Below are 16,724 nucleotides of genomic sequence, written 5' to 3'. Positions count from 1 at the left end.
AAGCCGCGCCGTATGACCCTTTTGGAGGCGCGCCCATAAAGACGGCAGAACAGCGCGTCGCTTCCACGAGACGTTTCGTTGCCCATCGTCGCGACAAGGGGATCCCATGATGCGCCTGTCCATCTCATTGCGTGCCGCGTCCCTTGCCCTGCTGGCCTCCGCCTTCGGTCTCGCCGCGCCGGCGATGGCGCAGCAGACCTTCTACGTCGCCGGCTACGGCGGCACCTTCGAGCAGACCATGCGCAAGGAGATCATCCCGGCCTTCGAGAAGGCGCACGGGGTGAAGGTGCAATATGTCGCCGGCAATTCCACCGACACGCTCGCCAAGCTCCAGGCGCAGAAAGGCAATCAGCAGATCGACGTAGCCATTCTCGACGACGGCCCCATGTATCGCGCCATCAACCTCGGCTTCTGCGCGCCGATCCAGGGCCTGCCCACGGCAGACCTGTTCGACACCGCCCGCTACAAGGACGACAAGGCGGTGGGCATCGGCCTCGTCGCCACCGGCCTGATGTACAACACCAAGTATTTCAAGGACAAAGGCTGGGCGCCGCCGACCTCCTGGAACGACCTGAAGGACCCCAAATACAAGGGCCTGCTGGTCATCCCGCCGATCAACAACACCTACGGCCTCTACACGCTGGTGGAGTTCGCCCGCATCAACGGCGGCAGCGAGACTGCCATCGAGCCCGGCTTCAAGGTGATGAAGGGCGACATCAATCCCAACGTGCTCGCCTATGAGCCCTCGCCGGGCAAGATGACCGAGCTGTTCCAGAGCGGGCAGGCGGTGATCGCGGTGTGGGGCTCCGGCCGCGTCGCCTCCTTCGCCAACACCGGCTTCCCGGTGGATTTCGTCTATCCCAAGGAGGGCGCGGTGGCGCTGCTCGCCTCCGCCTGTCCGGTGGCCAAGGGCGGCGACGGCGCGCTGGCGAATGCCTTCGTCAAGGCGATGGTGGCGCCCGAGTTCCAGGCCATCCTGGCCAAGGAATATGGCTACGGCCCGGTGAACAAGACCGCCAAGGTGGATGCCGAGGCATTGCGCATGGCGCCGATCGGCGAGCGCGCGGCCAAGCTCTATGTCGCCGACTGGGACGCCATCAACCCCAAGATCGACGAATGGACCAAGCGCTGGAACCGTGAGGTGGAGCGCTGATGCTCGCGCGTTCCAGCACCAGCGGCATCGCCCCCATGACCGACCCGGCGCCGGCCTTCCTCGCCCTCGACGGCCTGAGCAAGCGCTATGCCGACCATGTGGCGGTGGATGCGCTGACGCTCGGCGTGGCCCAGGGGGAGTTCATCTCCCTCCTCGGTCCCTCCGGCTGCGGCAAGACCACGACGCTGCAGATGATCGCCGGCTTCACCGAGCCGAGCGGCGGGGCGATCCGCCTGGAGGGGCGCGACCTCGTGGCGGTGAAGCCCGCCAGGCGGGGCCTCGGCATCGTGTTCCAGAGCTATGCGCTGTTTCCCCACATGACGGCGGCGGAGAACGTCGCCTTCGGCCTGGAGATGCAGCGCGTGCCCAAGGCGGAGCGGGCGCGCCGGGTCACCGACGCGCTGGCGCTGGTGGGCCTTTCCGCGCTGGCCGAGCGCTATCCCCGCCGCATGTCCGGTGGCCAGCAGCAGCGCGTGGCGCTGGCCCGCGCGCTGGTGATCCAGCCGCGCATCCTGCTGCTGGACGAGCCCTTGTCCAATCTCGACGCCAAGCTGCGCGAGGAGATGCAGATCGAGCTGCGCCAGATCCAGCGCCGCATCGGCACCACCACCATCCTCGTCACCCACGACCAGCACGAGGCCATGGCGCTGTCCGACCGCATCGTGGTGATGAATGCCGGAAAGGTGGAGCAGATCGGCCGCCCGCAGGACGTCTATGAGCGCCCCGCGACCCCGTTCGTCGCCTCGTTCCTGGGCAAGACCAACGTGTTCGAGGCGCTGGTGGAGCGCGGCGCGGACGGCGCCGCTGCGGTGCTCGGCACCGTGCGCTGCCCCTGTCCGCCGCATCTGGCCGGCGCCGGGCACGTGCTCCTGACGGTGCGGCCGGAGAAGATCGCCTTTGCGGATGAGGGCCTGGCCTGCCGCATCGTCTCCCGCGTGTTCCAGGGCACCTATTGGCTGTTCATCGGCGAAACGCCGGCGGGTGTCGCCACCATCGTCTGCCAGAATGACGGCGCCGCGCAGCCGGGCGAGGGGGAGAGCGTCCACCTCACGTGGCGCGCCGACGACGCGGCGCTCCGGCCGCTGTCGGGGGCCGGCGCATGAGCGCGCTGGCCGACACCGCCCCGCGCCGCGCCGGCATGCCCGGCTGGCTGGCGCCGGCGCTGATGCTGCTGCCGGCCATGCTGCTGGTGGTGGGCGTGGTGCTGGTGCCGCTGGCGCTGACCGCGCTGCTGTCGTTCCACAGCTTCTCCAGCTCCACCGGCATTTCGGCCGGCTATGCGCTGGAGAACTGGGCGGAGATCGCCGGCGATCCCTATTATGCCGAGATGTTTCTGCGCACCTTCCGCATCGCCGGGGTGGTGACGCTGGCCTGCTGCCTCATCGGCGCGCCCGAGGCCTATATCATCCATCGCATGCGGGCGCCCTGGAAGGGCATCTTCCTGGTGGTCACGCTGGGGCCGCTGCTGATCTCCGTGGTGGCGCGCACGCTCGGCTGGGCGCTGCTGTTCGGCGGGCGCAACGGCGTGGTGAACAAGGCATTGATGGATCTGGGCATTCTGTCCCAGCCCATCCCCTTCATGTTCACCGAGGGCGGGGTCATGGTGGCGCTCACCCATGTGATGGTGCCGTTCATGGTGCTCTCCGTCTGGGCGGTGCTCCAGCGCCTGGACCCGCGGGCGGAGAATGCCGCCGCCTCGCTCGGCGCCTCGCAATTCACCGTCCTTACCCGCATCGTGCTGCCGCAGGTGATGCCCGGCATCCTGTCCGGCGCCATCATCGTCTTCGCTTTGTCCGCCAGCGCCTTCGCCACCCCGGCGATCATCGGCGGGCGGCGGCTCAAGGTGGCCGCGACCCTGGCCTATGACGAATTCCTCAACACCCTGAACTGGCCGCTGGGCGCCGCGGTCGCGCTGCTGCTGCTGGTCGCCATCGCGGCCATCGTCATCGGCTGCAACGCATTGGTGGAACGGCACTATTCCAAGGTGTTCCAATGAGCCGGAACGGTCCTCTCGCGCTCCTGTTCCACGCGCTGGTCATGCTGTTCATGCTGGCGCCCATCGTCATCGTCTGCGTGGTGGCCTTCACGCCGGAGGGCTTCCTCTCGCTGCCCACCAACGGGCTGTCGCTGCGCTGGTTCAAGGCCATCGCGGGCTATCCGGAATTCGTCTCGGCGTTCCGGGATTCGCTGTGGCTGGCGGCGCTGTCGTCGGTGATCGCGGTGGGGGTATCGGTGCCGGCGGCGCTGGCGGTGGCGCGCCACCGCTTTCCGGGCCGGGAGGCGGTCTCCGCCTTCATCCTGTCGCCGCTGATGATCCCCCATGTGGTGCTGGGCGTCGCCTTCCTGCGCTTCTTCACCCAGATCGGGGTGGGCGGAAGCATGGTCAGCCTGGTGCTCGCCCATGTGGTGATCGTGCTGCCCTTCGCCTTCCGCCTCACGCTCTCCACCGCCACCGGGCTCGACCGCTCCCTGGAGCAGGCGGCGGTCTCGCTCGGCGCCTCGGGGGCCACGCTGTTCCGGCGGGTGACGCTGCCGCTGATCCTGCCGGGCGTGGTGTCCGGCCTGGTGCTCGCTTTCATCAACAGTTTCGACGAGGTGACGATGACGGTGTTCATCGCCGCGCCGGGGGCGACCACGCTGCCGGTGCGCATGTTCCTGTACATCCAGGACAATATCGACCCGCTGGTGACCTCGGTCTCGGCGGTGGTGATCGCGCTGACCGTGGTGGTCATGGCGCTGATCGAGAAGCTGTTCGGCCTGGAGCGGCTGCTGGCGGGCGAGGGGGGCGGGCGGTCATGAGCGCGCCGTCGCAGACATATGACGTCGCCGTCATCGGCGGCGGGCTGGTGGGCGCCTCGATCGCCTACGGCCTCGCCAAGGGCGGGACGCGGGTGGCGGTGCTGGACGAGGGCGACATCGCCTTGCGGGCCTCGCGCGGCAACTTCGCGCTGGTGTGGGTGCAGTCCAAGGGCATGGGCATGCCCGAATATGCCGGCTGGACCGTGCGCGGCGCCGGCCTGTGGCCGCAGCTGGCGGCGATGCTGAAGGCCGATACCGGCCTCGACCTGTGCCTGGAGCAGCCCGGCGGCTTCCATCTGGCGCTGTCCGAGGCGGAGCTGGAGAAGCGCAAGGGCCTGCTCCAGCGGCTGCACAACCAGCCGCGCATGCACAGCTATGACTATGAGATCATGGATCATTCGCGGGTCAAGGCGATGCTGCCGGAGATCGGCCCGCAGGTGGTCGGCGCCAGCTATTGCCCGCTCGACGGGCATGTGAACTCGCTGCGCCTGTTCCGCGCTTTGCACACCGCCATGGAGCGGGCGGGGGTGCGCTACCTGCCCAACCACCCGGCCGAGCAGGTGGCCTATGAGGCCGGGGCGTTCCGCGTCGCCACCCCCAGGGGCGAGGTCCGCGCCGGCAAGGTGGTGCTGGCGGCGGGCAACGGCAACGCCCGGCTCGGCCCCATGGTCGGGCTCGACGTGCCGGTGCGGCCGCAGCGCGGGCAGGTGGTGGTGACCGAGCGCACCCAGCCGTTCCTGCGCTACCCCGTCGTCACCGTGCGTCAGACCGACGAAGGCACTGTGATGCTTGGCGATTCCGTGGAGGAAGCAGGGCCCGACCCGACCGTCGGCCTGCCCATCGTCTCCTCCATCGCCGACCGGGCGGTGCGCATGTTCCCCCGCCTCGGCGGGCTCAACGTGGTGCGCACCTGGGCCGCTCTGCGGGTCATGACCAAGGATGGTTTTCCCATTTATGACCAGTCGGTTAGCTGCCCCGGCGCGTTCGTCGCCACCTGCCACAGCGGGGTGACGCTGGCCGCCACCCATGCGTTCGTCGTGGCCCCGGCGATCGCCGCCGGACGGCTGCCCGCGGAAGAGTTCGAGGTGTTCAGTGCGCGGAGGTTCCATGTTCCGGCGGCTGCCTGAGGCGAGCGGTGCCAGCGTCCACCTGACGGTGGATGGAAATCCAGTGCTGGCAAGGGCCGGCGACACGGTGGCGGCGGCCCTGCTGGCGGCCGGCATCGAGCATTGCCGCACCACCCCGGTGACCGGGGCCCCCCGGGCGCCCTACTGCCTGATGGGGGTCTGCTTCGACTGCCTGGTGGTGGTGGACGGGCAGGGCAACCGGCAGGGCTGCCTCGTCCAGGTGGCCGAAGGGATGCGGGTGGAGACCCAGCGCGGAAAGCGGGAGATAGGTCGATGACCGCGCAATTCCCCACTTCGGACACCGTGTCTTACGACACGAAATCCGACACCAAAGCCCGCGACCTCCCGAAGGCGGTCGATCTCGCGGTGGTCGGCGCGGGACCGGCCGGCCTCGCGGCCGCGACCCTCGCCGCCAGCGCCGGCCTGTCGGTCCTGCTGCTGGACGAGAACGCCGGCCCCGGCGGGCAGGTCTACCGCGCCATCACCACCAGCCCGCTGGGCGAGGGCCGGGTGCTCGGCCCCGACTACTGGTCCGGCGCCGCCTTGGCGCGGGAGATGCTGGCGAGCGGGGCTACCTATGTGCCCGGCGCCACCGTCTGGTCGCTGTCGCGCGAGCTGGAGCTCGGCGTCTCGGTGGGCGGGCAGGCGCACCTCGTGCAGGCCCGCCGCGTCATCCTCGCCACCGGCGCGCTGGAGCGGCCCATGCCCATCCCCGGCTGGACGCTGCCCGGCGTGATGACCGCCGGCGGGGCGCAGACCCTGCTGAAGTCCTCCGGCCTCGTGCCCGAGGGCCGCATCGTCCTGGCCGGCTGCGGCCCGCTCTTGTGGCTGCTGGCGGCGCAATATCTGGAAGCCGGGGTCCGCCTGGAGGCGATCCTCGACACCACGGCGCGGGAGAACTGGCGGGCGGCGTTGCCGGAGGCCTTCGGCTTCCTCACCTCGCCCTATTTCCGCAAGGGCCTCGCCCTGCTGCGCAAGGTGCGCGCCGCCGTGCGCATCATCTCCGGCGTCACCACGCTGGCGGCGGAGGGCGACGAGAGCGTCACCGCCGTGCGCTACGCCACCGCCGGGGGCGAGAGCGGGCGGATCGAACTGGACACCCTGCTGCTGCACCAGGGCGTGGTGCCCAACGTGAACCTCGCCAATGCCGCCGGCATCCCCTTGGTGTGGGATGCCGAGCAGCTGTGCTTCCGGCCGGATGTGGACGCGGCGGGCACCAGCCCGGTCGCCGGCCTCGCCGTGGCCGGCGACGGCGCCGGCATCGGCGGCGCGCTGGGCGCGGCGGAGCGCGGCCGGCTCGCGGCGCTCGCGGCCATCGCGGCGCTGAAGCCGGGTGCCCCGGTGCTGGCGCAGCGGCCGCAGGTTGAAGCGGCGCTCCATAAGGCGCTGCGCGGCCGGGCCTTCCTCGACCGGCTGTACCGGCCCGCCGACGGCTTCCGCCGCCCGGCGCCCGACACCATCGCCTGCCGCTGCGAGGAAGTCACCGCGCGCCAGGTCACCGAGACGGTGGCGCTGGGCTGCGCCGGGCCGAACCAGCTGAAATCCTTCCTGCGCACCGGCATGGGGCCGTGCCAGGGCCGCATGTGCGGGCTCACCATCAGCGAGCTGATGGCTGAGGCGCAGGGCGTGACCCCGGCGGAGATCGGCTATTACCGGCTGCGCGCGCCGGTGAAGCCCATCTCCGTGGCCGAGCTCGCTTCCCTGCCCAAGGACGAGAGCGCGATGAAATCGGTGGAGCGGGGCTGAGATGGCCATCGCACCCGCCCGCCCGGACGTGCTCGTCATCGGCGGCGGGCTGCACGGCTGCTCGACGGCGCTGCACCTCGCCCGGCGGGGGATCAAGGCGCTGGTGATCGAGAAGGACCACGCCGGGCGCCATGCCTCCGGCGTGAATGCGGGCGGCGTGCGCCGGCTGGGCCGCGCCTTCCCGGAGGTGCCGCTGTCGGTGGCCGCCATGGCGCTGTGGCACGCCATCGGCGATCTGGTGGACGACGATTGCGGCTTCGAGAGCCACGGCCAGGTGAAGGTGGCCGAGAGCGCGGCGGACCTCGCGGTGCTCGCCGCGCGGGTGGCCAAGCTCAACGATCTGGGCTTCACCCATGAGGAACTGATCGGCGCGGACGAATTGCGCCGCCTGCTGCCGGCGGTGGCGCCCCATTGCGTGGGCGGCATCGTCTCGCGGGCGGACGGGGCGGCGCTGCCCTACCGCACCGTGCTCGCCTTCCGCAATGCCGCCATCCGCGCCGGCGCCCGCTTTCTGGAAGGCGCGCCCGCCGGGCCGCCGGTGCGGGCGGGCGGGCTGTGGCGGGTGCCGGTGGGCGATCAGGTGCACGAGGCGCCGGTGCTGGTGAACGCGGCGGGCGCCTGGGCCGACCGCATCGCGGCGGCGCTGGGCGAGCCGGTGCCGCTGGAGGTGATCGCCCCCATGCTGATGATCACCGCCCGCATGCCGGCCTTCGTCACCCCGGTGGTGGGCGCCACCGCGCGGCCTTTGTCGTTCAAGCAATTCGCCAACGGCACGGTGCTGATCGGCGGCGGGCACCGGGGCGTGGCGGAGCGCGACCGCAACGCCACGGCGCTGGATTTCGCCAAGCTGGCCTTCAACGCCCGCACGGCGGCGGAGATCTTCCCCATCATGGCCGGGGCGCAGATCATGCGCGCCTGGGCCGGTATCGAGGCGCGCATGCCGGACGATCTGCCGGTGATCGGCCCCAGCATTGCGTCGGAGGCCGCCTACCACGCCTTCGGCTTTTCCGCCCACGGCTTCCAGCTCGGCCCCATCGTCGGCGCCATCCTGGCGGACCTGATCGCCACCGGCACCAGCGCCCTGCCCATCGCGCCTTTCTCTATCGCCCGCTTCGCGCAGGCGGCGGCGAAGGCGGGCTGAGGGGCAGGGGCGTTGCAAAGGGCACCCGGACGCCCGGGCGCGCCCTGAAAGCCCTCTCCCGCAACGCGGGGGAGGGTTGGGTGGGGGCGACGGCCGCAGGCCGGCGGGCTTCCGCCTGCACCACCGGCCGCACCCGGCGGCCCGGTTTCGCGCTGCCGCGCGGCCCCCACCCCCGGCCTCCCCCGCAAGCGGGAGAGGGAGCCGCCCCGCGGACGGACCTTCAGGAAAAAGCGCCTTGACCGCGGCGGCATGGGCGGTGGACCTTCCCCCCGTCCGCCGGTGGCCGGGCGCGTCGGCGCCGGGCGGCGCGGCGCTTGGGGACGATGCGACATGCTCAGCCGTAGGACATTGGTTTCCGCTGCCCTGGCAGCACCGCTGGCGCCCGTGGCCGGAGCCGCGCTGGCGGCGGACCCGGCCGCGACGGATTTGCCGGCGGCGGTGCAGGCGACGTTCGCGCCCATGGGCGACCTGCCCGGCGTGAAGAGCTGCTTCCTCATCGGCGAGGGGCCGAAGGGAAGCTGGCAGGGCGGGCTGGAGCCGGAGCGGCCGATGTTCATCGGCAGCGCCTTCAAGACCTTCGTGCTGGCCCAGGTGCTGCGCGCGGTGGAGGCCGGCACGCTGAACGAGAATGACCCGTGGGCGGTGGATGACGCCGTGCGCAATTCGGGCAGCCAGACGCTGGAGAAATTGACCGGCTCGACCACCGCGCGCTGCGTGCTGGAGGCGATGATCACCCACAGCGACAACACCGCCACCGACATCTCGCTCGCCAAGGCCGGGCCGGACACGGTGCGGGCGCTGATCCGCGAGGCCGGGCTCGGCAGCGTGCGCATCCCGGATTCCACCCGCCGCATGGTCTCCTATATCGCCGGGGCGCCGGTGGGCACGGACATCGGCTGGGCGGGCGTCGAGAAGCTGGCCTCCGGCTGGCTGCCCGGCACGCCGCGCCCGCCGATCAACGATGTCTCCACCATGATGGCCTCCATGGCGGACATGGTGAGCTGGTATCGGCAGGCGCTGACAGGGACATTCTTCCGCAAGCCGCAGACGCTGGTGGAATACAAGCGCATCCTGTCCATGGCCGACGCTCTGGCCGTGGTGGTGCCGGACGGCCTCGCCGCCTATGGCAAGGGCGGCAGCATCCAGTGGCAGGACTTCAACTGCTTCAGCCTGGCCGGGCAGATGGTGGTGGGCGCGGGCCGCGTCACCTTCGGCTTCAATGTGAACTGGACCGGCCCGGAGAGCGGCATTCCGGCGGTGTTCGCGGACTTCGCCAAGTCGGTGGCCGAGACCCTGCGCGCCGCCGCCGCCGGCACGAAGGCGTAGCGGCGGGGGCGTCGCGCGGGGGGGCGTATAAAGGCGGGGCGGGTGTCTTCCGGCGCGGGGGGGCCAGTCCGTTTCCTCCCGCGCGCCCGGCGGCGGGCGTTTCACCCCCCTCCCCAACCCTCCCCCGCAAGGGGGGAGGGGGCCGGTCGTGCGGGTGGAGAGGGCACGTTGGCTGCCGATGCAGGATGGCGTCTTAGATAGGATGAGCGAAGGCTCAACCTGGGGCGCGGAGAACCCTCCCCCCTTGCGGGGGAGGGCAGGGAGGGGGGTGAAGCCGCCGCCGCTTGGCGCGAGCTTTCCGTACAGGCGGAACCGCTGCCGCTTGGCGCGCGGTTCCCGCGCAGGCGAAAGGGGCGATCTCAACGCCGTCCGGGGAAGCGCGCCTTTCCGGCGCCGGCGAACGGGCGCGGCGGCTATTTGACCAGGGCCAGAGCCTCGCGGAAGCGGGGATGGTCCGCGCTGCCCAGCCATTCGAACACGACCATCTCCGTGGTCACGATCTCCGCCCCGTGGCGTTCCATGCGGCGCAGCGCGGCGTCCTTGTTCTCGGCGCGGCGCGCGCCCACGGCGTCGCGGACCAGGAACACCTTGCGGCCGCGCTCCAGCAGCCCGAGCGTGGTTTGCAGCACGCAGACATGGGCCTCGCAGCCCGCCACCACGATGGCGCGGCCCTCCGGCAGGCGCGCTTGGAAGGCCGGCTCCCGGCAGGCGTCGAAGGCCATCTTGTGGACGAGAAGGGCGGGGGGCGGCACCAGTTCCGGCACCGTCGGGCCGATGCCCTTGGCGTTCTGCTCGGTGAACAGCATGGGCACGCCGAGCAGCGCGGCCGCATCGACGAGGCGCCGGGCATTGGCGAGGATGGCGGCGCTCTGGTCGATGGCCGGCATCAGCTTGGCCTGGATATCGATCACCAGCAGCATCGCCGTGCTTGCGTCCATCGTCAGCACGCCGTTCTCCTGATGGCACGGATCATGGGGTCTTTTCCAGGAGCTGAGCGGCAGATCAAGTTTTAGGCCGCGCGGGACACGGGCTTCGCGCGCTCGATCCGCGCCAGTTCGTGCGGCGAGTGCATCACCTCCCACAGGTCGTTGCGGCGCTGCACGTTCAGCCAGAAGTCCGGGCTGTTGCCGAATACCCGTGCCAGGATGAGGGCGGTGGCCGCCGTCACGGTGCGCCGGTTGTTGCAAAGCTCGTTTACATGCTTGCGCTGCACGCCCATGGCTTCGGCGAGCGCGGCCTGCGTCAGGCCGAGCGGCTGCATGAACTCCTCCACCAGGATTTCGCCGACCGTGGCCGGCTTGCGCTTGGTCATCAGCATCTGCCACCTCACCTGTAGCTGTGGTCGTCGAGATAAAGGCCCGAGGCCTCGCCACGACGCCCGTCCCATCGGAAGACCAGCCGCCATTGCTTGTTGACGCGGATCGCATGCAGTCCGTCGAGCGCGCCGCGCAGCTTCTCGAAATGGTTGCTTGGCGGCACCCGCAGATCCTGGTCGGATGTCGCGTCGTCGATCATCTGGAGCCTTCGGAACAGGCGGCCTTCGAGATCGGCCGGAATGTGCCGCGAGCGGACATCGTCCAGGAAAAACGCCCGCAGCCAGTCATCCCGAAAGTCGGCGATCATCCCGCTTTTCCCGCAGCGAGCCTTGATGTGAGAGGCAATGTACCACTCTATGGGTCATATGGGAAGCCGTTCACGTCGACACGCCGTGCCGGGTCCGATTGTGGCCCCAGCTCCACCCCGTAGACCGGCGCGCGCGGCGCGCCGGTCCGCGCCGCCCCCCGCCGCTCAGCTCGCCAGCGGCGCCAGCAGCGGGTTCTGCGCGTCCGGCAAATCGTGCAGGTGGCAGGCGGACCAGTGCTCGCCCGGCGCCACCCGCAGTTCCGGCTCCTCGCTCCTGCAGCGGTCGAACGCATAGGGGCAGCGGGTGTGGAAGCGACAGCCCTTGGGCGGGTTGACCGGGCTCGGCACGTCGCCGGTCAGGATGATGCGGTTGCGCGCCGCCCCGGGATCGGGCAGCGGCACGGCGGAGAGCAGCGCCTTGGTGTAGGGATGGCGCGGCCGCGCGAACAGCGCGCGCTTGGGCGCCACCTCCACCAGTTTGCCCAGATACATCACCGCCACGCGATGGGTCATGTGCTCGACGATGGCAAGGTCATGGCTGATGAACAGCAAGGCGAGGCCCAGCTCGCGCTGGATGTCCTGCAGCAGGTTGACGATCTGCGCCTTCACCGACACGTCCAGCGCCGAGACCGCCTCGTCGCAGACGATCAGCTCCGGCTCGGCGGCGAGCGCTCTCGCGATGCAGATGCGCTGGCGCTGGCCGCCGGAGAATTGGTGCGGGAAGCGGCGCACCGCCTCGCGCGGCAGGCCGACCAGATCCATCAGCCGGCCCACCCGTTCCTCTAGGTCAGCGGCGGAGGCGGCGAGGCCGAAGTTGCGGATCGGCTCGGCCAGGATGTCGCGCACCTTCATGCGCGGGTTCAGACTCGAGAAGGGATCCTGGAACACCACCTGCACCCGGCGGCGGAAGGCGTGTAGCGCATCCTTGGAGGCGTCGTCCATGCGCTGGCCGTCCAGCACCACCTGGCCGGAGGTGATGTCGAACAGGCGCAGCACCGCGCGCCCCACGGTGGACTTGCCGCAGCCGCTCTCGCCCACCAGCGACAGGGTCTCCCCGCGCGCCACTTCGAACGAGACGCCGTCCACCGCATAGACATAGGACGGCTTGCCGCCGAACAGGCCGCCGGCGATGCGGTAATGCTTTTTGAGGTCGTTGACCTCCAGCAGGGGGCGCGTCATGCGGCGGCTGCCTCCTTCAGGGCATAGTGGCAGGCGGCGGCGTGGCGCGGCCCCTTCGGTTCCAGCGCCGGGGCATAGGCGCGGCAGATGTCGGTGGCGATGGCGCAGCGGCCGGCGAACACGCAGCCGACGATCGGCCTGGTCAGGCTCGGCACCTGGCCGGGGATCTCGGCGAGGCGGGAGCTTTCCTGGGTGAGCGAGGAGCCGAGCTTGGGCACCGCGCCGAGCAGGCCCTGGGTATAGGGATGGCGCGGGTTGGCGAAGAGTTCGCGCACCGGGGCCTCCTCCACCTTGCGGCCGGCATACATGACCATGACGCGCTCGGCCACTTCCGCCACCACGCCCAGGTCATGGGTGATGAGCACGATGGCCGCGCCCACGCGCTGCTTGAGGTCGCGCATCAGATCGAGGATCTGCGCCTGGATGGTGACGTCGAGCGCGGTGGTCGGCTCGTCGGCGATCAGCAGCTTGGGATTGCAGGCGAGCGCGATGGCGATCATCACCCTCTGGCGCATGCCGCCGGAGAGCTGGTGGGGATATTCCCGCACCCGGCGGGCGGGGGCGGGGATGCCCACGAGGGTGAGCATCTCCACCGCCTTGTCCTCGGCCGCCTTGGCGTCGAGGCCCTGGTGCAGGCGCAGCGTCTCGCCGATCTGCCGGCCCACGGTCAGCACCGGGTTGAGGCTGGTCATCGGCTCCTGGAAGATCATCGAGATGTCGTTGCCGCGGATGGCGCGCATCTCCTTCTCCGACAGGGCCAGCAGGTCCTTGCCGCCGAAGCGGATGGCGCCGGCGATCTTGCCCGGCGGCTCGGGGATGAGGCGCAGCAGCGACATGGAGGTCACCGACTTGCCGCAGCCGCTTTCGCCGACGATGGCCAGCGTCTCGCCCTCGTTGACGTGGAAGGACACGCCGTCCACCGCGCGGTTGACGCCCACGGGGGTGCGGAAATGCACCTGGAGGTTTTCCACTTCGAGCAGGGCCATGGTCAGTGCCCCTTCGCCTGGCGGGGATCGAGCATGTCGCGCAGCCCGTCGCCCAGGAGGTTCACCGCCAGCACCGTCACGGAGAGGAAGGCGGCGGGAAAGAAGACGATGAACGGCTTTACCTGCCAGAGCGCGCGGCCCTCGGCCATGATGTTGCCCCAGGACGGCACGTTGGGCGGAACGCCGGCGCCGATGAAGGAGAGGATGGCCTCCACGATCATGGCGCTGCCGCAGATATAGGTGGCCTGCACGGTCATGGGGGCGAGGGTGTTGGGCAGGATGTGGCGCAGGATGATCATCGGCGTGCGGGTGCCGGCGGCCACCGCCCCGTCCACATAGGGCTGCTCGCGCAGCGACAGCACCACGCCGCGCACCAGGCGCGAGACGCGCGGGATCTCGGCGATGGTGATGGCGAGGATGACGTTGCCGACGCTGCCGCGGGTGATGGCCATCAGCGACACGGCGAGCAGGATGGGCGGGATGGACATCAGGCTGTCCATCATCCGCATGATGATGCTGTCCGCCCAGCGCACGTAGCCGGCCACCAGCCCGATGGCGAGGCCGCCGATGGAGGCGAGGATGGCCACGGCGAAGCCCACCAGCAGCGAGACACGGGTGCCGTAGAGCACGCGGGAATAGATGTCCCGCCCCAGCATGTCGGTGCCGAACCAGTAGAGCGCGGACGGCGGCCGGGTGCGGCGGGCCGGCGACAGCGCCGAGGGGTCCACCGTGCCGAGATAGGGCGCGAGCCCGGCGACGAGGATGAGCAGCAGCAGCAGGCCGCCGCCGACGGCGATGGTGGGATGGCGCCGCAGGAAGCCGGTGACGCCGGTGCGCGGCTTGATCGCCTTGAGGATGTCCGGCAGGGCCGGGGCGATGGCGAGGCCCTCGGGCGCCGCCGGCCGGTGGTCAGAAGCGAGGCTCAATAGCGGATCCTCGGGTCAAGGAAGGTATAGAGGATGTCGATGACGAGGTTGACCAGCACGTAGACGAAGCTGAACAGCAGCACGACGCCCTGGATCACCGGATAGTCGCGGCGCAGGATGGCATCCACCGTCAGCCGGCCGAGGCCGGGGATGGCGAACACGCTCTCGGTCACCACCGCGCCGCCGATCAGCAGGGCGATGCCGATGCCGATCACCGTGACGATGGGCACGGCGGCGTTCTTGAGCGCGTGCAGGAACAGCACGTCCTTCTGGCCGAGGCCCTTGGCCTTGGCGGTGCGCACATAGTCCTGCGCCAGCACCTCCAGCATGGAGGCGCGGGTGATGCGGGCGATCAGCGCGATATAGACGCAGCCGAGCGACAGCGCCGGCAGCACCAGGTTGCCGAGCCACGGCCCGAGCCCCTGCGTGATGGGCGTGTAGCCCTGCACCGGGAACCAGTCGAGCTGGAGCGCGAACACATAGGCCAGCACGTAGCCGATGACGAACACCGGCACCGAGAAGCCGAGCACGGCGAAGGTCATGATGCCGCGGTCGATCCAGGTGCCGGCCTTCCAGGCCGCCACCACCCCCATGGGCACCGAGACGACGATGGCGAAGATCAGCGTCAGCACCATCAGCGAGAGGGTGGGCTCGATGCGCTGCCCGATCATCTGGGTGACGGGCAGGCCGGTGAAGATGGAGGTGCCGAGGTCGGCATGGAGCGTGCGCCAGCCCCACTCCCCGAACTGGACCAGGAACGGCCGGTCCAGCCCGAGGTTGGCGCGGATGCGGGCGATGTCCTCGGGCGAGGCCTGGTCGCCCGCGATGACGGCCGCGGGATCGCCGGGGGCGATGTAGAGCAGGCTGAACACGAACAGCCCGACCATCGCCATGACGGGGATGGTCGAGAGGGTGCGCCGGAGGATGTAGCCGAGCATGATCCGTCAGGCCGACTTGGACACGCCCCAGAAGAACGGCAGCGGCCCCTGGGTGACGCCGGAGACGGTCTTGCGCCACGCGGTGTAGCTCAGGAAGAAGCCGGTGGGGGCGTAGGTGACGTTCTCCACCGCCGCCTTGTTGAGCCGGCCGATGGCGGCCTTCTCTTCGGCCAGATCCTTGGCGTCGAACCAGGACACTACCTCGGCCTCCACCGCCGGGCTCTCCGGCCAGCCGAACCACGCCTTGTCGCCATTGGCGCGGATCGCCGGATAGGCGGCCGGATTGGTGCAGTCGGCGCCCGCATGCCAGGTGTGGAACATGCTCCAGCCGCCCTGGGTCGGCGGGGTCTTCAGCGCGCGGCGGGCGCCGACCGTGCCCCAGTCGGTGGCGACGAAGTCCACGTTCATGCCGAGCTTCTTCAACAGGTCCACGGTCACGTCGCCCTGGGCCTTGGTGATGGGCTGGTCCTGCGCCACCACGCAGACCACCGGCTCGTTATTGTAGCCGCTTTCCTTCAGCAGCTTCTTGGCCGCCTCCAGATTGCCCTTGCCGCTCTTGAGCACCTCGCCGCCCACTTCGGTATAGAGCGCGGTGCCGGGGGTGAAGAAACCGGGCAGCACCTTCCAGAGCTTCTCGTCGTCGCCGGCCACGGCGCGCATGTAGTCCTCCTGGCTGAGCGCCATGAGCACCGCCTGACGGACCTTGGGATTGTTGAACGGCGGCTGGATGTGGTTCATGCGGAACGAGCCGACGTTGCCGAGCGGGTCGCCGATGTCCACGTTGAGGTTCTTGTTGCCCTTGAGCAGCGGCACGAGGTCGGGCAGCGGCTGCTCCCACCAGTCCACTTCGCCGTTCTGGAGCGCCGCCGCGGCGGTGGCCGGATCGGGCATCACCACCCATTCGATGCGGTCCACCAGCATCTTCTTGCCGCCGGCGAGCCAGGACGGGGCCTCCGAGCGCGGCACGTAGTCGGCGAAGCGCTCGAACACCGCCTTGGCGCCGGGCACCCATTCGCCCTTCAGGAACTTGGTGGGGCCGGAGCCGACATATTCGGTGATCTGCTTGAACGGATCGGTCTGGGCGATGCGCTCGGGCATGATGAAGGCGATGGGGGCGTTGGTCTTGCCCAGCGCCAGCTTCATCTTCGGGAAGGGCTTGGAGAGCACCCAGCGGAAGGTGGTGTCGTCCACCGCCACCAGCTCCTTCTGGCTGGCCTTGATCATGATGCCCATGGGGTCGCGGGCGGACCAGCGGGTGAGGCTGGCCACCACGTCCTTGGCCAGCACCTTCTCGCCGTCATGGAACTTCAGGCCGGGGCGCAGCTTGAAGGTCCAGGTCAGGCCGTCGGCGGAGACCTCCTCGCTCTCCACCATCTGGCGCTGCGGCGTGCCGCTGGCGTCGAGGCCGTAGAGCATGTCCCACACCAGAGCCGAGGCGTTGCGCACCACATATTGCGTGCCCCAGATGGGGTCGAAATTGGCGAGGTTCGCCTGGGGGACGAAGTGCAGCGTCTTGGCGGCGCCCTGGGCCAGCGCGGGCATGGCCAGCCCGCCGCTCATGGCCAGAGACCCGGCACCGGCCACACCCTTGATGAATGTCCTGCGGTCCATGCTATTCCCCTCGGATTGCCTGGTCTTTGACCAGTCTGGTTGGTGTCGCCCGGTTCTTCGGCGTATTGCCCGCCCCCGGTTCGGGGGGCGGGAGGAAAGGGTCAGGGCAGGCGGCCGTCGCCGCCCGCTCCACGCAAGCGCCATGCCATCCAACCGCCCGGAGGGCCGG

Annotated in this window: 17 protein-coding genes; 9 read left to right on the top strand and 8 right to left on the bottom strand. The window is 70.1% G+C overall.

The features are described from left to right. The first annotated feature begins 106 nt into the window (after positions 1–106). From YU1_RS0102205 to YU1_RS0102165, 9 genes are all read left to right on the top strand, one after another. Positions 107–1,153: an ABC transporter substrate-binding protein gene (locus YU1_RS0102205; RefSeq protein ID WP_156921904.1), complete on the top strand. Its 1,047-nt coding sequence runs from the start codon at positions 107–109 to the stop codon at positions 1,151–1,153. Beyond that, positions 1,153–2,256 (top strand): ABC transporter ATP-binding protein, encoded by a 1,104-nt coding sequence (locus YU1_RS0102200; RefSeq protein WP_245263202.1) that lies wholly within the window; start codon positions 1,153–1,155, stop codon positions 2,254–2,256. Before YU1_RS0102205 ends, YU1_RS0102200 begins: the two co-directional genes overlap by 1 nt. Then, positions 2,253–3,149: an ABC transporter permease gene (locus tag YU1_RS0102195; RefSeq protein WP_029002687.1), complete on the top strand. Its 897-nt coding sequence runs from the start codon at positions 2,253–2,255 to the stop codon at positions 3,147–3,149. Before YU1_RS0102200 ends, YU1_RS0102195 begins: the two co-directional genes overlap by 4 nt. Next, complete coding sequence (locus YU1_RS0102190) at positions 3,146–3,952, top strand: ABC transporter permease (protein WP_029002686.1); 807 nt, start codon at positions 3,146–3,148, stop codon at positions 3,950–3,952. The genes YU1_RS0102195 and YU1_RS0102190 overlap by 4 nt, the downstream gene beginning before the upstream one ends. Then, entirely contained in the window at positions 3,949–5,079 is a 1,131-nt protein-coding gene (locus tag YU1_RS0102185; protein WP_029002685.1) for an NAD(P)/FAD-dependent oxidoreductase, read from the top strand. Before YU1_RS0102190 ends, YU1_RS0102185 begins: the two co-directional genes overlap by 4 nt. Then, positions 5,060–5,356, top strand: coding sequence for a (2Fe-2S)-binding protein (locus YU1_RS0102180; protein ID WP_029002684.1), 297 nt, complete (start codon positions 5,060–5,062; stop codon positions 5,354–5,356). Before YU1_RS0102185 ends, YU1_RS0102180 begins: the two co-directional genes overlap by 20 nt. After that, the gene (locus tag YU1_RS0102175; RefSeq protein ID WP_084539594.1) at positions 5,353–6,825 is read left to right on the top strand and encodes an FAD/NAD(P)-dependent oxidoreductase; all 1,473 of its coding nucleotides are present in this window, start codon (positions 5,353–5,355) and stop codon (positions 6,823–6,825) included. Before YU1_RS0102180 ends, YU1_RS0102175 begins: the two co-directional genes overlap by 4 nt. Position 6,826: 1 nt before the next feature. Next, positions 6,827–7,966 (top strand): NAD(P)/FAD-dependent oxidoreductase, encoded by a 1,140-nt coding sequence (locus tag YU1_RS0102170; RefSeq protein WP_029002682.1) that lies wholly within the window; start codon positions 6,827–6,829, stop codon positions 7,964–7,966. A gap of 330 nt (positions 7,967–8,296) precedes the next feature. Continuing rightward, entirely contained in the window at positions 8,297–9,292 is a 996-nt protein-coding gene (locus YU1_RS0102165) for a serine hydrolase (RefSeq protein ID WP_084539593.1), read from the top strand. Between the two features lie 413 nt (positions 9,293–9,705). On the opposite strand, the gene YU1_RS0102160 is transcribed toward YU1_RS0102165, so the two are convergent. From YU1_RS0102160 to YU1_RS0102125, 8 genes are all read right to left on the bottom strand, one after another. Further along, the gene (locus tag YU1_RS0102160; protein ID WP_029002680.1) at positions 9,706–10,239 is read right to left on the bottom strand and encodes an isochorismatase family protein; all 534 of its coding nucleotides are present in this window, start codon (positions 10,237–10,239) and stop codon (positions 9,706–9,708) included. Between the two features lie 62 nt (positions 10,240–10,301). After that, positions 10,302–10,610 (bottom strand): HigA family addiction module antitoxin, encoded by a 309-nt coding sequence (locus YU1_RS0102155; RefSeq protein ID WP_029002679.1) that lies wholly within the window; start codon positions 10,608–10,610, stop codon positions 10,302–10,304. 8 nt (positions 10,611–10,618) lie between these two features. Next, the gene (locus YU1_RS0102150; RefSeq protein WP_029002678.1) at positions 10,619–10,915 is read right to left on the bottom strand and encodes a type II toxin-antitoxin system RelE/ParE family toxin; all 297 of its coding nucleotides are present in this window, start codon (positions 10,913–10,915) and stop codon (positions 10,619–10,621) included. 165 nt (positions 10,916–11,080) lie between these two features. Next, a complete protein-coding gene (locus YU1_RS0102145) occupies positions 11,081–12,094 on the bottom strand; it encodes an ABC transporter ATP-binding protein (protein WP_035713242.1) in 1,014 nt (337 codons plus the stop codon). Beyond that, a complete protein-coding gene (locus YU1_RS0102140) occupies positions 12,091–13,080 on the bottom strand; it encodes an ABC transporter ATP-binding protein (RefSeq protein ID WP_029002676.1) in 990 nt (329 codons plus the stop codon). The genes YU1_RS0102145 and YU1_RS0102140 overlap by 4 nt, the downstream gene beginning before the upstream one ends. A gap of 2 nt (positions 13,081–13,082) precedes the next feature. Next, on the bottom strand, positions 13,083–14,006 hold the full coding sequence (locus tag YU1_RS0102135) for an ABC transporter permease (protein ID WP_029002675.1): 924 nt from the start codon (positions 14,004–14,006) through the stop codon (positions 13,083–13,085). Continuing rightward, entirely contained in the window at positions 14,003–14,944 is a 942-nt protein-coding gene (locus YU1_RS0102130) for an ABC transporter permease (protein WP_029002674.1), read from the bottom strand. The genes YU1_RS0102135 and YU1_RS0102130 overlap by 4 nt, the downstream gene beginning before the upstream one ends. Before the next feature lie 6 nt (positions 14,945–14,950). Next, positions 14,951–16,555 (bottom strand): ABC transporter substrate-binding protein, encoded by a 1,605-nt coding sequence (locus YU1_RS0102125; protein WP_029002673.1) that lies wholly within the window; start codon positions 16,553–16,555, stop codon positions 14,951–14,953. Positions 16,556–16,724 lie beyond the last annotated feature (169 nt).

Source organism: Azorhizobium doebereinerae UFLA1-100 (genome assembly GCF_000473085.1).
Lineage (GTDB): Bacteria > Pseudomonadota > Alphaproteobacteria > Rhizobiales > Xanthobacteraceae > Azorhizobium > Azorhizobium doebereinerae.
This window is presented reverse-complemented; position numbering and strand designations above follow the sequence as displayed.

Excerpts from the sequence above, each read along its gene's own strand:
- YU1_RS0102205 (WP_156921904.1), top strand. The coding sequence starts at position 107 with ATGATGCGCCTGTCCATCTCATTGCGTGCCGCGTCCCTTGCCCTGCTG.
- YU1_RS0102200 (WP_245263202.1), top strand. The coding sequence starts at position 1,153 with ATGCTCGCGCGTTCCAGCACCAGCGGCATCGCCCCCATGACCGACCCG.
- YU1_RS0102195 (WP_029002687.1), top strand. The coding sequence starts at position 2,253 with ATGAGCGCGCTGGCCGACACCGCCCCGCGCCGCGCCGGCATGCCCGGC.
- YU1_RS0102190 (WP_029002686.1), top strand. The coding sequence starts at position 3,146 with ATGAGCCGGAACGGTCCTCTCGCGCTCCTGTTCCACGCGCTGGTCATG.
- YU1_RS0102185 (WP_029002685.1), top strand. The coding sequence starts at position 3,949 with ATGAGCGCGCCGTCGCAGACATATGACGTCGCCGTCATCGGCGGCGGG.
- YU1_RS0102180 (WP_029002684.1), top strand. The coding sequence starts at position 5,060 with ATGTTCCGGCGGCTGCCTGAGGCGAGCGGTGCCAGCGTCCACCTGACG.
- YU1_RS0102175 (WP_084539594.1), top strand. The coding sequence starts at position 5,353 with ATGACCGCGCAATTCCCCACTTCGGACACCGTGTCTTACGACACGAAA.
- YU1_RS0102170 (WP_029002682.1), top strand. The coding sequence starts at position 6,827 with ATGGCCATCGCACCCGCCCGCCCGGACGTGCTCGTCATCGGCGGCGGG.
- YU1_RS0102165 (WP_084539593.1), top strand. The coding sequence starts at position 8,297 with ATGCTCAGCCGTAGGACATTGGTTTCCGCTGCCCTGGCAGCACCGCTG.
- YU1_RS0102155 (WP_029002679.1), bottom strand. The coding sequence starts at position 10,610 with ATGCTGATGACCAAGCGCAAGCCGGCCACGGTCGGCGAAATCCTGGTG.
- YU1_RS0102150 (WP_029002678.1), bottom strand. The coding sequence starts at position 10,915 with ATGATCGCCGACTTTCGGGATGACTGGCTGCGGGCGTTTTTCCTGGAC.
- YU1_RS0102145 (WP_035713242.1), bottom strand. The coding sequence starts at position 12,094 with ATGACGCGCCCCCTGCTGGAGGTCAACGACCTCAAAAAGCATTACCGC.
- YU1_RS0102140 (WP_029002676.1), bottom strand. The coding sequence starts at position 13,080 with ATGGCCCTGCTCGAAGTGGAAAACCTCCAGGTGCATTTCCGCACCCCC.
- YU1_RS0102130 (WP_029002674.1), bottom strand. The coding sequence starts at position 14,944 with ATGCTCGGCTACATCCTCCGGCGCACCCTCTCGACCATCCCCGTCATG.
- YU1_RS0102125 (WP_029002673.1), bottom strand. The coding sequence starts at position 16,555 with ATGGACCGCAGGACATTCATCAAGGGTGTGGCCGGTGCCGGGTCTCTG.